This is a genomic window from Mycobacterium sp., from assembly GCF_049683355.1.
Classification (GTDB): Bacteria; Actinomycetota; Actinomycetes; order Mycobacteriales; family Mycobacteriaceae; genus Mycobacterium.
This window is the reverse complement of the sequence record NZ_JBAUJB010000186.1, coordinates 1-14,238: the sequence shown is the minus strand read 5'-3', so window position 1 is coordinate 14,238 and position 14,238 is coordinate 1. Positions and strand designations below refer to the sequence as shown.

At 61.3% G+C, this 14,238-nt stretch carries 10 protein-coding genes and 2 pseudogenes; 6 read left to right on the top strand and 6 right to left on the bottom strand.

What is annotated here, in order from left to right; translation table 11 throughout:
- Nucleotides 1–125 precede the first annotated feature (125 nt).
- Nucleotides 126–335 (top strand): annotated as a pseudogene (locus WA944_RS11145) (hypothetical protein); the annotation flags it as partial.
- 374 nt (nt 336–709) lie between these two features.
- Here WA944_RS11145 and WA944_RS11140 read toward each other — a convergent pair.
- The 6 genes from WA944_RS11140 to WA944_RS11115 all read right to left on the bottom strand — a co-directional run bounded on the left by WA944_RS11140 (nt 710) and on the right by WA944_RS11115 (nt 9,387).
- A complete protein-coding gene (locus WA944_RS11140) occupies nt 710–2,206 on the bottom strand; it encodes a class I adenylate-forming enzyme family protein (RefSeq protein WP_526371930.1) in 1,497 nt (498 codons plus the stop codon).
- A gap of 906 nt (nt 2,207–3,112) precedes the next feature.
- Nucleotides 3,113–3,988: a mycofactocin-coupled SDR family oxidoreductase gene (locus WA944_RS11135; RefSeq protein WP_526371928.1), complete on the bottom strand. Its 876-nt coding sequence runs from the start codon at nt 3,986–3,988 to the stop codon at nt 3,113–3,115.
- Nucleotides 3,989–4,045: 57 nt separating this feature from the next.
- Nucleotides 4,046–5,530: an aldehyde dehydrogenase family protein gene (locus WA944_RS11130; protein WP_526371926.1), complete on the bottom strand. Its 1,485-nt coding sequence runs from the start codon at nt 5,528–5,530 to the stop codon at nt 4,046–4,048.
- A gap of 433 nt (nt 5,531–5,963) precedes the next feature.
- Nucleotides 5,964–6,746 carry an SDR family NAD(P)-dependent oxidoreductase gene (locus WA944_RS11125; protein ID WP_526371924.1) on the bottom strand — a complete coding sequence of 261 codons (783 nt, stop codon included), beginning with the start codon at nt 6,744–6,746 and terminating at the stop codon, nt 5,964–5,966.
- Nucleotides 6,746–8,203: a flavin-containing monooxygenase gene (locus tag WA944_RS11120; RefSeq protein WP_526609711.1), complete on the bottom strand. Its 1,458-nt coding sequence runs from the start codon at nt 8,201–8,203 to the stop codon at nt 6,746–6,748. The genes WA944_RS11125 and WA944_RS11120 overlap by 1 nt, the downstream gene beginning before the upstream one ends.
- Entirely contained in the window at nt 8,200–9,387 is a 1,188-nt protein-coding gene (locus WA944_RS11115) for a cytochrome P450 (RefSeq protein WP_526646931.1), read from the bottom strand. Before WA944_RS11115 ends, WA944_RS11120 begins: the two co-directional genes overlap by 4 nt.
- 115 nt (nt 9,388–9,502) lie before the next feature.
- Between WA944_RS11115 and WA944_RS11110 the strand changes: the two genes are divergently transcribed.
- The 5 genes and pseudogenes from WA944_RS11110 to WA944_RS11090 form a co-directional block, all read left to right on the top strand.
- Nucleotides 9,503–10,417 (top strand): alpha/beta hydrolase, encoded by a 915-nt coding sequence (locus WA944_RS11110; RefSeq protein ID WP_526371918.1) that lies wholly within the window; start codon nt 9,503–9,505, stop codon nt 10,415–10,417.
- A 52-nt stretch (nt 10,418–10,469) separates the two neighbouring features.
- Nucleotides 10,470–11,228, top strand: a complete 759-nt coding sequence (locus tag WA944_RS11105) for a glucose 1-dehydrogenase (RefSeq protein WP_526371916.1) — start codon at nt 10,470–10,472, stop codon at nt 11,226–11,228.
- Nucleotides 11,229–11,759: 531 nt separating this feature from the next.
- On the top strand, nt 11,760–12,968 hold the full coding sequence (locus WA944_RS11100; RefSeq protein ID WP_526609714.1) for a cytochrome P450: 1,209 nt from the start codon (nt 11,760–11,762) through the stop codon (nt 12,966–12,968).
- Nucleotides 12,965–13,162 (top strand): ferredoxin, encoded by a 198-nt coding sequence (locus WA944_RS11095; RefSeq protein WP_526371914.1) that lies wholly within the window; start codon nt 12,965–12,967, stop codon nt 13,160–13,162. Before WA944_RS11100 ends, WA944_RS11095 begins: the two co-directional genes overlap by 4 nt.
- Before the next feature lie 158 nt (nt 13,163–13,320).
- Nucleotides 13,321–14,238: pseudogene (locus tag WA944_RS11090) on the top strand (IS3 family transposase); the annotation flags it as partial.

Here is a 14,238-nt window from a genome sequence, read left to right as displayed (position 1 = left end):
AGACCGCAAGGTCCTCGAAGTCGCGGGTGAACCCCGATCCCGGCCGCGCGAACGGCACTGACTCGGCCAGCACACCGTGCTCGGGGCAGCGCAACCGACGTCGCCGCAGTTTGAGCACACATACCCGGGCCTGGGAGCTGATGGGCATGCGGGTGCACCTTCAGGTGAGTCACATCCTGACGAACATGGTCGGCACAGCCTCCGATGTGCAGGCCCGGCGAGAAGAACTCATGCAGTCAGGTTTGAAGCCAAGGGATTTCGTCGAGGGCGGCGACACTTCTTCCCGCGAGCAGCTGCCAGGGGAGCTGCGCTCTGGAGTGGGGAATGAAAATTGAGCCGACTGCTCGGCTGGGTGGATGGTTGTGCCGCGGGCCGGTCCGTGTCGACGCTGAAGGGTGGTTCGGTGACCCGTTGCGTGTGTGTTGCCAGTGAGTACGGCGAGCAGCTTGGTGCCTGGAGGGCGCCCGTGGTTGTACGGGGGCCGGTGGATTGTTGACTGTGAGCACGTGAGAGAGACTGTTGTCTTGTTTCAGCCCTCTCCCAGACACGCTCCGCGACAACAGATTTGATCTGGCCCGGACTACAACTGCGGCCCTATGCCTGGACCCAACCGAGCGGCGACACAATATCTCATCAGTATTCGTCGCGACTTTCCTTCTCCCCAGATCGTACCACTGCACCAATTCCTTACCCTTCCAACCGCGGCTGATTAGCCGCAGCGCGCCCGTGCCATCGCCGACCGGTTGACCTTGGTCGCCGCGGTTCGAGGAATCTGGTCAACAAATTCGACGGTCTTGGGCACCTTGTATCCGGCGAGCTTGCGTTTGGCGTACTCGATCACCGCCTGTTCTGACGGCGGGTCGGCGGTGTCAGTGGGCTGAACTACCGCATGCACGCGACGACCCCATTTCGGGTCTGACAGGCCGATAACCACAACATCGGCGACGCTCTCGTGATCAATTAGCGCCGATTCCACCTCGGCGGGGAAGACGTTGGCGCCGCCAGTGACGATCATGTCGGTACGCCGGTCGACAATGTAAAGGTAGCCGTCGGCGTCGAGGTACCCCATATCGCCGGCGGAAGTGAATCCCTCGGTGGTGGTCGGCAGCGGCGCGGCGCCACCGAGATAGCGGTAACCGTCCGTCATGGGAGCCCGCATGTAAACTTCGCCCAGATCTCCGGCGGGAACTGGTTTGCCCCGGTCGTCCAGGATGCGGATCTCAGTGTCACGGAAGCCCCTGCCGACACTTCCTGGATGATCGAGCCAATCATCGCCACGCAGGGCGGTAAGCCCTAGATTCTCCGTCATCCCGTAGGCCATGACAATCTTTTCGGGACTGAGCAACTCAAACCACCGGCGTAGCAGCGTTTCTGGCATGACCGCTGCTCCTTGGAGTATCCATTGAATACTGGAAAGATCCCGCTGGTCGACCTCGGGAATGTCGGCGATGCGGGAAAGCATGGTCGGTGTCGCGGTGAACGTCGAGATTTGATGTGTCTCGATGGTGTCGAGCACGACCGACGCGTCAAACTTCTCCAGGATAACGAGGCGGTCGCCGCCAAGCAGATAGTTTAGTGCATTGAATCCGTTGGTGTGATACATCGGCCCAGGCACCAGAATCGTCTGCGGTCGCGGGACTTCAACCCAGTGTGTGATAAACGGTTCCTTATGGCGGGGGGTAAACAGGGCGCGATGATCGGTGAGGATTATCTTTGGAAGCCCGGTCGACCCACTGCTGCAAATTCCATTGATGGCCGGCGAGACCACGTCGGGCAGCGGATCATGAGACTGATGCGCTGCCGCTTGGGCATAAGTCGCGCAATTGACTTCATCGATCACGAGGGTGGGTTCGATGACTTCCAGGAGTCGCTCCCGCTCCCAATGAGGAAGGTCCCATCGCATAGGTATGGGTATCGCGCCGACCTTCCAGCAGGCTAGCGTAGCCAGCACGACTTCCACGGAGTTGGGCAGGGCAAGCACAACCCTTCCTCCAGCGGTCAACGAATTCTCTGCCAGAGTGCGTCCCCACTGATTGGAAGCGCATTCCAAGGCAGCGGACGTCAGCGATATCTCGCTGCCATCACGTCGTACCACAGTTAACGCCACGCCGTTTGGGTCGGACACCGCGCGCAAAGTGAGCTGTCGACCGAATGAGATGTCCTCGGCCGCAGTCTCATTAGCGACGGTGACGATGGACTCAGCCATGAATGTGGACCTCCTACAGAGTTGAATCGACGAGTTGAGTCCCGCTAAGCCGATGATTGTTGCCATAGCGGAGCCCTCGCAGCGGTGCTCGACCATTGGATTGCGCCGGCGCTTGGCGTTTCTGCGCAGCCGACACAGGGTCCGCGCGGCACATCGCGGTATCCGCACCAAAGGCCCTTTGCAGCGCGTCGGGGAGCAACCGGCTGCAGGCGCATCGGCGACGTACAGCTAGGCACGGTAAGTCTTGTGTGCGTGCCTGTTTGGACATCACGGATGACGCGAGCAGGCCAAGTCTCGGTGGCTCCAGAGCCACGGTGGCCTTGGCACGGCGCCGTCTGCGGTCGACAGTCACATCACCCAGCATGGTTTCCCCTATCCGAGTGGTGCGGCTGACGACTTATGACCGGCACCCGAAGTGGCTGGCACGCACGCCGCCCAGCTGTCCGCGGATCGACGAAGCCCCAGGCCCATCGGGCGCCTCTTGATTCAGCAGCCGGGCCTGTCATATCCATGTCGGCTCGCAGACCCTTCCAGCGAGAACACCTCGCCTGGCTTGTGTTTCAGCGCGGCAATGTGTATCGGGTGACTCCCATATTGACTCATCTGATACACAATCCATCGAGTCGGCCTTCTCGACCATACGAATCGCAGCAAGATCACTAAGAGGCCGGGTCTCACGCGCCAGAGCATCGCCATGGCCCACAGTCAATCCAAGTCGCGCGGTACCGCACCACAACTGGCCGCACCGGGTCCGTGCCGGCGCCGGGTTCCAAACCGGCATGCTCATCGAACCCTGGACGAACCGGTCCCTGACAACCTGCCGAAGGTGTCCGCTTGACCGGATCTTGATTTAGGTATTGACAACTGATCAGACCGCACGGCCGGTTCCTGCCCCAATCACCGCTTTTAGGGTCCTGACCAGGGCTTGACCTTCAGGAAGCCACCAGCGTCCACACGGATTTGCTGGCCGGTGATGTACCGGGAAGCGTCCGAAGCAAGAAACACCACGACCTCGCTGACGTCCTCCGGTTCGACGTAAGGAATTGGCATCGCGTGCAAGACGGGGAACGACAACTCGGCATCTTCACGCGTTGGCTCTTGCAGATCCGGCCGGAATGCCTTGTACATTGGCCGACTGTGCAGCATGTCGGTGTTGCAGTTGCTCGGATGAATCGCGTTCACCCGGATGTTCTTTGGTGCGAGCTGCAACGCAAGATCGTTGACGTAGTGTGCTACGACCTGCTTCGCAAATGCGTAGCCAGCGCCGCCTGCACCGGCTTGCATGCCGCCGGCATCCATCGACGACATCAGCGAGGCCAGGAACGCTGCAAGCGATCCCGTCGCGATTATCGAGGCTCCCTCCTGCAGGTGCTTGAGGCTGACATGCACGAGGTTAAGGACACCGACTAGGTCGACATCGACCGCGTCGACGAACGCTTGCATCGGTAAGCCGGCTGTCAGCGGCGCGATCCCAGCGTTGGCGACCACGACGTCGAGGTGCCCGAGTTCTGCTACGCCCCGATCGACCGCATCCGCAAGCGCGACTCGGTCGCGAACGTCGACGATCGCGGTAAAGGCGCTGCACCCCTCCTTTTCGACCAGCCGCGCCGTCTCATCGAGATCCTCTGGTCTCGCCAGTGGGTACTCGTTGGTTTCGATGTCTTCGCACAGATCGAGTGCGATGATGTCGGCACCCTCTGCCGCCAACATTCGGGCGTGCGATCTGCCCTGCCCGCGTGCCGCACCGCTGATCAGTACGACCTTGCCCGCCAATCTTCCCATATCGTCTCCTCTTTCGACTCTCATATCTTGCATGCCCGTCCGCATTGCGAAGGTTCTTCAGCCGGCTGGGTACCCGACGGACTTGATCTGGGTGTATTGGTCGAACCCGGCTACGCCATTTTGGCGGCCTATCCCGCTCGCCTTGTACCCGCCGAACGGCGTGTCGGCACCGTATGGTGCAGTGCCATTCACGCCGATGAACCCTGCACGCAGCTGACGCGCCACGGCAAGCGCACGCTCCACTGAGGCCGACATCACATTGCCGGCCAATCCGTACATGCTGTCGTTAGCGATTCGGATGGCATCGGCTTCGTCGTCGTATGGGATGACCACCAGCACTGGGCCGAAGATTTCCTCCTGAGCGATCGTCATCGCGTTGTCGACGTCGACGAAAAGCGTGGGCCTGACCCAGAATCCCTTGTCGAAGCCCTCCGGCGCGTCGGTACCGCCGACGAGTAGCGTCGCACCCTCCTCGACACCCTTCTCGATGTAGCCCAGGATGCGGTTTCGCTGCTTCTCCGAAATCACCGGACCGCATAGCGTCGCCGGGTCCTGTGGGTCACCTGGATGTACGTTCTCATAGATGCCCTTGAGGAAGCCGATGCCCTCCGAGTAGCGAGACCGAGGCAGTAGCATCCGCGTCGACATTGCACAGCCCTGACCGGCGTGCAGGCATGGGGCGATGCCCATCGCACAGGCGCCGATCATGTCCGCATCCTCCAACACAATCGTCGCCGACTTGCCGCCAAGCTCGAGAAAAAGGCGCTTCATCGTGGCTGCGCCCTTCTCCATAATCCGCTTCCCGACCAACGTCGAACCCGTGAATGAGATGGCATCCACCTTCGGCGAGAGCGTGAGTTCTTCGCCGACCAAGTGATCAGCCGCCGTGACAACATTGAGGACACCTGGCGGGATGTCCGTAGCCTCGGCGACCAGCCGCCCAATCCGCGTCGCGTTGAACGGAGTGTCCGGCGCAGGCTTTAGGACAACGGTGTTTCCCGTCGCCAGCGCTTGGGCCAGTTTGTGGATGGTCACCTCGAACGGGAAGTTCCACGGCACGATCGCCCCCACCACACCGAGCGGCTCACGCCAGATCTTGCGAGAGGTCAGTTGACCGGTAAGGGAAACGAACTCGTCTTCTAGGTCAAGCTCCCACGGGTATTCATCGATCAGCTTGACCGGGTAGGGCAGCGCGTCGGCCAAGGGAGCGTCCAGCTGCGCGCCGTATGTGACCGCCAGGGGGCAGCCCGCCTCGAGTACCAACTCGCGACGCAGAACCTCCCGCTCAGTCTCCAATGCCTCCTGGAGTTGCTGCAGGCAACGTTTGCGCAACGTCTGATCGGTCGACCAGTCCGTCTCGTCGAAGGCCCACCGCGCCGCGTCGATGGCGCGGTGCATATCGTGGTTTGAGGCGTCGGCAACCTCACCTAGCACTTCCTCAGTCGCCGGATTTATCACGGGGAAGGTCCCAGCCTGACCCTCGACCAGCTCGCCGCGTATGAGCATCCGCGACTCGAAACTTACCTCTGCAGCGTCAGCCATCGTGCGCAATCTCTCTACCCGCGGGGGTGGTGGAGTCCTGTTGGGGTGACGAAAACCTTGCCACCAGACCACTGAGCCGGACAAGCACCGGCGTCGGCAGGACCCGAGCTGCAAGCATTAGCGCCCGTGTACGCAGGTCTAAGGAAACCGCAACCGCGGGATCAGAATGTTCCGCGCCGTTCGCCTCAGGGCTGGTGTAGCCGGGACGGGACGTGTGTCGCAGGCGGTACACGGCCGCAACCGCAGCCGTCAAGCCGACGACGGCCATAGCTCTGACCGGCCATCCCGACAACCGGCGGGTGGTTATACCGCCGGCACCCGCAGCCCCCAGTTCCTGAATCATTTGTCAACCCCATTCTCCGGAACATCGAATCTGCTTGTTGTATCAGCCGTCTGCCGTCGCTTTCCGGCACCATGTCTCTTCGAGAGCGGTTCACACAACGGATCCGCCGCCGTCCACGACCAACGTCGCTCCGGTGAGATACGAAGAGTCGTCGCTGACAAGGAATGCAACAGTCGCCGCCAGCTCCTCCGGCTGCGCAACCCTGCCGAGAGATGAGGATCGGTTCAACACCTCCAGCACTTCAGGACGGGCGAACATCTCCTCGGTCATCGGTGTCTCAACACCACCTGGACACACCACATTCGCCCGGACACCTTTGCGTCCCCAGTTGGCTGCCACGGTCCGAGTGAGGCTTATGACACCCCCCTTACTGGCCGCGTAGCCAATACCGCCTCCGTTCCTCAGCGCTGCGATCGAGCTGAACGTGACCAGCGAACCACCCTGCCGGGCAAGAGAGGTGATTGTGTGCTTCACCACCAGAAAAGTGCCGGCGAGGTTGACGCTGATCACACGATTGAAGGTGTCGAGGTCCGCGCGGTGAATGGGGACTAGGTCCTCTGGAGGCATGATCGCCGCGCAGTGGACAACCCCTCGCAAGTCACCGAACCTTCCAACCGCCGCCCCGACGGCCGCAGCGACATCCGGTTCGGATGTTACGTCCGCATTCAACAGCACAATCGAATCGTCGTTGCCGCGCCCGTGATTGGCCATGTCCTCAAGGGCAGATTGGTCGCGATCGAGTGCAGCTACCCGCGCCCCCTCGTCCAGGAGGCGTCGGCATACCGCCGCGCCTATACCCATTGCCGCGCCTGTGACGAGCACGGTCCGCCCCTCCAGTCGACGTAACGGGACGGCGTCCGCGGTCAGCCCCATCAGGCACCTGGATGTTCGTAGTGCTCCAGGTCGGGCGATGAGAGCGTCTTGCGAAAGTGGTCGAATGTCCAAGGCCACGTCGCCGGCACGCCCTCGTCGTCGAGGTACCAGCTGTTGCAGCCGGTCATCCATATCGTCGTACGTGCCGCTTCCCGCCGTGCTCGCTCAAACTCGTCGGTCGAAGTACGCGTCGCGGCCAGTCCCCCGCTCGGCTGGCGGCGGATCTCGTCGACGAGTTGCATCACATAGCTCATCTGGATCTCTGCGACGTCGATGAGCGAAAAGTTGCCGACGGGCCCGTTCGGACCATTGAGCATGAAGAAGTTCGGGAAACCAGGAACCGACACAGAAACGTATGCCGTCGGATGCTTGGACCACACCTCATCAAGGTCGCAGCCATCGGCGCCCAAGACGCGGATAGGGCGCACGAATCGGTCGACCCGGAAGCCGGTTGCCAGCACAAGAACATCGAGCTCATGTAGGACGCCGTCCTCGGTCCGCACCCCCGCGGGCTCAACGTGGTCGATCTTCGCCGTAACCAGAGACGCGTTGGGTCGCTGAATCGCCGGGTAGAAGTCACCGGACAGCACCAGCCGCTTGCAACCCGCCCGGTAATCGGGACGTAGCTGCTCTCTCAGAACCTCATCGGTGACCGCACTCTCGAGATGCTGACGGCACATGTCCTCGATCAGGTGCATCTCAGGCGAATCAGGATCGGTCAGCGAATTCGCGAAACCCTCGGTGAAGATCTTGGCGTACTCTTCGCGCTTCCGCAGCATCTTCATCGGGTCGTTGCGGAACGCCTCGCGCTCTTCGTCGCTATACGGCGCATTCGACTGGGGCGCTATCCACTGTGGCGTTCGCTGGAATAGCGTATAGTGTTCCACTCGGTCGACGAGCGCACCAGTGATTTGAATCGCGGTCGACCCGGTTCCGATCACGCCCACTTTCCGGCCATCGAGGGGTACATCGTGATTCCATTTGGTCGAGTGGAACCACTGGCCTTCGAAGGTCTCGAGGCCCGGCAACGCTGGAATGTTGGGATGGTGCAGCACGCCGGTAGCCGCCATGATGAGGTCGAAGTAGCCAGCGTCACCCAACTGTGTCTCTAGGTGCCAACGGCCGTCCTCCCACCGACAGGACACGACCTCCTCGCCGAAACGGGTGATCGGGTCCAGACCGTGATCCCGGGCTACACGCGCGAAGTATTCCTTGATCTCGGGTCCCGGCGAAAAGCGGCGACTCCATTCTGGATTAGGTGCAAAAGAGTAGCTGTACAGGTGCGACGGAACATCGCACGCGAGCCCGGGATAGTGGTTTTCCCGCCAGGTGCCTCCATAAGTCTGACCCTTTTCGAAGATGACCACATCGCCGACATCATCTTCCCGCAACTTGATGGCGGCCAAGATGCCGGCCATCCCGGCCCCGATAACCGCGCAGCGCAGCTTTCTTGTCATTTTGTCCTCCTTGCAGCGGCACTGGTCCCTACAGGCTGGTAGTCGACCGGCAGCTCTTCAAAACCCCTGACCAGCGCCGAGGGCACACGCTGCGCCCCATCGAGCACCGAAAAGTCCGGGGCTCGGGCCAACAGCTCCTCAAACGCGATACGGCATTCCAGTCGAGCCAGGTGCGCCCCGAGGCAGTAGTGCACCCCGTGCCCGAACGCGAGGTTCGGCTCTTTTCGCCCGAGGATGAAATCGTCTGGGTCGGTGAACTTTTCTTCGTCCCGGTTCGCTGACGCGAACAACATCAATACCTGCTGGCCTTCCTCAAACCGCTCGCCGCCGAATGTCACATCCTCGGTGAGAGTGCGCGCGAGACCCTGCACCGGTGACTCCAGCCGCAGAACCTCCTCAGTTGCCGCGGCGATCAGTTCGGGGTCGTCCGATATCTTCTTGCGGAGGTCAGGCCGCGTGCCGAGCAGGTTGGCGAAGTTGGCGATGAGGTTCGTGGTCGTCTCGTTCCCCGCGGTCAGCAACAGAAAGCAGGTCCCGGTTATTTCGCCGTCGGAAAGTTGGGCGCCGTCTTCATTAACGGCCACCATCAAAGAAATCAAGTCGTTGGCGGGTTTCTTTCGGCGCTCGGCGATCAGCGGCGGGAAGTACGAGAGCAGTTCCATCGAGCCCTTCACCGCCCGCTTGGTTGAGGAAGGGTCGTCAGGGTTTGTCCGCACCAGCGCGTCGGACCATTCGCGGAACCTATCCCTATCCTCTGACGGCACCCCGATCATGTGGGCGATGACAGTTACGGGCAGCGGCCCGGCATACGTAGATACGAGGTCGATGTGCCCCGGTTCCATCGCGTCAAGTAGCTCGCGGGCGATATCGCGGACTGACTCTTCCATGATTCTTATCAACCTCGGCACGAAAGCGCCTGAAACAAGTCGACGTAGTTCATCATGACGAGGCGGATCCATCATGATCATCATCGGGACTTCGTCTTGGCCGAAACTCTTCTGGCCGGCAACGATCCCCTGGGCTGAGGAGAACCTGGCATGGTCGTGGACAGCCGCCCAGATGTCGTCGTATCGGGACAGCACCCAGAATCCTCGCTCACTCCAGTACACGGGCGCCTCACGTCGTAGCCGCTTGTAAATGGGGTAGGGATCGTCCTGCACGGTCGTGTCATAAGGATCGAACATCTTCCGCCCGTCTTACCTTCGGATTGTGCGTGGTTGATTTACAAATTCAAGCATGTTTGTATCATCGGGTCGGCTCGCCGTCAAACATGGCGGTGATACGGAGGGAGAAACAGGGATGGCGCTCGCCCCGGATGCAGCAAAGTTAGTGGAAGCCATGAATGCGCATGGCTACACCGGCTTCGCAAAGATTGGGCTGGAAGGCGCGCGGCAGATGGTGGACAACACCGCGCCACCGGGATTTGGGCCCAAGTTGCACAGCGTCGAGGACGCCCGGTGTCCCATTGGCGACGTGCCGGTCCGCATCTATCGTCCGGCGGCTGGATCCCTTCCGGTGGTCGTGTTCTTCCACGGCGGTGGTTGGGCGCTCGGCTCGTTGAAGAGCCACGATTCGGTGTGCCGACGCGTGGCAGCCGACACCGGCGCGGCAGTTGTCGCCGTCGACTACCGGCTGGCGCCTGAGCACCCGTTTCCGGCCGCCATCGACGATGCGTGGGCGGCCACCCGCTGGGTCTTCGATCGCATCAGCGAATGGGGTCTTGACCACAGCCAGCTGGCCGTTGCCGGCGATAGCGCAGGCGGCAACCTCGCTGCCGTGGTAGCGCGTCTGTGCCGCGATCACGGCGTGGAGCTACGCCAACAGATTCTCATCTATCCGATCATCGACCGCCGCCTCGATCGGCCATCGATGATCGATAACGCCGCCGGCTTCGTTCTGGAGCGGGCCGACATGGAGTGGTTCTGGAATCTTTACGATCCCAAGGGAATTGCAAGATGCGACGCCCGGGCTGTGCCGCTCGCAGTGAGTGATCTCTCCGGCCTGGCGCCATGCGTCGTCATCACCGCCGAGCACGACCCTCTCCGAGACGAGGGTGAAGAATACGGCGCCAAGTTGGCCGACGCCGGCGTACCGACGACCGTTCGCCGGTTCGACGGCATGTTCCATGGCTTTGTGTCGATGCTGGATTTGCTGCCAGCTGCGGACGAGGCGATCGCTGTCGCCTGTAATTCCCTGAAGACGGCGTTCAACTGATGATTGAGATGGCACGGCTGCCCGATGCAGCCGTTTACGGAAGGAGCACATATTGAACGCTAGAGCCAAGGACAAGGTCGTGCTGATCACCGGCGGCTCCCGAGGGCAGGGAGCCGCGGAGGCGCGCTTGCTGGCTGCAGAGGGGGCACAAGTGGTGATCGGCGATGTCCGCCGAGATACCGGGGAAGAACTTGCCGCTGAGATTGGCGACGCGTGCCGGTTCGTCGAACTCGATGTCACCAATCCCGCAAGTTGGGACGCTGCGATTGCCGTCACCACTAGCGCTTTTGGCGGCCTCGATGTGCTCGTGAACAATGCCGGAATCGCCGCGTATACCCCCATCATCGGCGGGGACATCGATGAGTACAGGAAGGTGATCGATGTAAATCAGGTCGGCGTCTATCTCGGTATGTGCAGCGCAGCGCCGTTGATGAAATCGCGCGGCGGCGGATCGATCATCAACATCTCCTCGATCGACGGACTCATCGGCATGCCCTACGTGGCGGCCTATGTGGCCAGTAAATTCGCGGTCCGTGGCATGACCAAGGTGGCGGCGATCGAGCTCGCCCGACACGGCATTAGAGCGAACTCGATCCATCCTGGCTACATCGACACGGCGATGGTGCGCGAGCCGATGGGCGACGAACTCGCCGAGTCGCTCGCCAAGACGGTACCGCTGCGGCGGCTCGGGACGTCGCATGAGATCGCCGAGCTAGTGACCTATCTCGCCTCCGACGCCTCGGCATACTGCACGGGCTCGGAATTCGTCATCGACGGCGGCGTCACGGCGGGGCATGCACCACTTGCGTGAGGTGAGTTTTGACAGCTTGGCCGAGCCAGCGTCGTCGACAGCAGGCGGACATCGGCTGGGTGCGGTCGAGCGCTTGGATCTACGTCTTTTCGTCCACCCACAACAGCAGGTTTCGCTCGGGCGGGTCAGACGCAGCCCCTCGCCCAGCAAACAACCGTGCCCAGCCGGTAGAGCCGACACCTGCTCTTGCTTCTCCAGTACGAGGCTTTACACTCAGAACGTGCGCTGTGTCAGGTTGCCCTTCGTGCGGCGACTGATGCGTAGCGGAACTGGCGATGGGCGGCACGGCTCAGCTCGTACCCATCGACCGGCACGGCGTAGGAGTTTCGAACGTGTGCCGAAACCACGGCCGATCGCGACCCGGTGCCCGACCGAGCCGGCATGATCGGGGCGGGCCGGGTGGACGCGCCGCGCGCTACGGCGATGGTGCTGGAGACCTTATGCGTGGGCCCGAGACCCACAGCCTGCATGTGGCACCAGGGATCCGATGCGAAATTAATTTCTGTTTTTTCCAACCACAAGGAAGACGCCGTGACAAAGTCCAAGTTAGTGTTCGATCCGTTCTCCGACGAATTTTTCAACGGGGCATATAACACATACCGCCGGATGCGCGAGGAAGCGCCGGTGTATTACGACGAGAAACATGACTTCTACGCGCTCACCCGCCACCGGGACGTGGCGGCAGCGTACACGGACTTTGCGACCTACTCGTCCGCGTATGGCATCGACCTGGCGATGGTCAAGGGGGGCGGGGCCCCGGAAGGTTTGAGGTCGATCATCTTCATGGATCCGCCAGACCATCGTCAAATGCGGAGCTTGTTGAACAAGGTGTTCACGCCCCGCGCGATCCAGTCGCAGCAGCCAATGGTGGTCGAGAAGATCGACAAGTATCTCAACGGCGTCGACCCGTATGGGTTCGATGTGGTGCAGGAGTTCACCGGCCCCTTCCCCGTCGAGGTGATCACCACCATGCTCGGCGTACCAGAGGAGGATGCCCAGCAGATCCGGCACTGGATCGACGAGTCTCTTACTCGCGAACCCGGCCAGGTGGAGATGAGCGAGCGTGCGATGCAGATCAACGTTGAAGCCCTGATGTATTACTACGACCTGGTGGTGAAGCGGCGCGCCGACCCACGGGACGACTTGTTCAGTAAGCTCATCGCCGCCGAGATCACGCGCGACGATGGTTCGATGGATCAACTCAATGACGTCGAGATCGCTGGATTCGCTGTGCTTCTCGGGGGTGCGGGCGCCGAAACGGTGACCAAACTCGTTGCCAACGCCATAGTGCTGTTCGCTCGTAATCCAGACCAATGGCAGAAGCTACTCGACGATCGCAGCAAGATTCCGGCAGCGGTGGAGGAGTGTCTGCGCTGGGAAGCTCCGGCACAGTACACCGTGCGCCGGTCGATGAGAGATATCGATCTGCACGGAACCACGATCCCCGAGGGAAAGCCGGTCTTCCTGATAGGCGGGTCAGCCAATCGCGATCCGGACGCATGGACGGATCCCGACAAGTTCGACATCGACCGAGACCGCACCGAAGCACAGAACCTCGGCCTGGGGTACGGGATTCACAGTTGCCTCGGCGCCGCGCTTGCCCGCATGGAGAGCGCGATCGCGTTGGAGAAGATCCTCGACTTCATGCCTCGGTATGAAGTGGACTGGGATGGCTGCAAACGAGTCCATATGCAAAATGTGGCCGGGTGGTCCAACGTTCCCGTTAGGGTGTTGCGATGAAGACGGTGGTAGTCGATCCAGCGCTCTGTGAGGGCAACGCGGTCTGTATGGGCATCATCCCGGAGGTTTTCCATCTCGATGACGATGATTACCTACACATTCTTCAAAACCAGGTCACACCCGAGAACGAACACCACATCTGCGAAGCAGTCCGACAGTGTCCCCGGCAGGCCATCTCGATCGTCGAGGACTAAGCCTCGATGATCCACCCCGGCGTGTCCGGAGAGTTCCCTTTGTGGGAAGGATGTTTTCCGTGGCAGGGACGTCAAGGCGGTATCCGCAGGAGTTGAAGGATCGCGCCGTACAGATGGTTTTTGATTCGAGAGACGAGGCCGGCACCGAGTGGGCAGCGATGCGCAGGGTTGCTGACCTCCTGGGTACCGGTAGTGCGGAGACGGTCCGCAAGTGGGTGCGCCAAGCCGAGGTAAATCGAGGTCAACGTGCCGGGCAGACCACCTAGGAATCCGAGGTGGTTCGCAAGTTGCGGCGCGAGAACGCTGAGCTTAAACGGGGCCAATTTCATATTGAAGGCGGCGTCGACTTTTTTTGCGGCCGAGCTCGACCGGCCACACCAGTAGTTGTTCGGTTCATCCGCGCCTACCAGGGGTTTCGGGTAGGCGCGGATGGCCTTATCTGGGGTGTCGAGCCTATGTGTGCCGTGCTTTCTGAGCACGGCATTTCCATCGCCCCGTCCACGTATTACGACCATGTTCACCGCAACGGTCCCTCGCGCCAGGATCAGGCCGACGCGCTGGCAGGCATCGATGCGATCTACCGGCTGCGCTGTCGGTCGCGCTTCATGAAGGTTCTGGGTGCCCGAAAGATGTGGGTTGTGTTGCGCAGCACCGGTGTTGACGTTTCACGTTGCAAGGTCGAGCGGTTGATGGCCGAGATGGGCTGGCAGGGCGCCCTCAAACGCCGCCGGGTCAAGACCACCGTCGCTGATCCTGCAGCGGCCAGGGCCCCGGACCGGGTCAAGCGTCGGTTCACTGCGGCAGCGCCAAATCGGCTTTGGGTAGCCGATTTCACGTATTGCCGTACCCGGGCGGGGTGGGCGTATACGGCGTTCGTCACTGATGTGTACGCCCGCAAGGTCGTGGGCTGGAAAGCTGCTTCCGAGATGACTCGGCAGCTGGTGATCGATGCCATCAATCAGGCATCGACGTTCGGAAGCGTTCTGGCACAGTCGATTTAACGGGGATTATACATCATAGTGATGCGGGGGCCCAATATACCGCGGTGGCGTTTACCGAGAACCTCGCAGATGAAG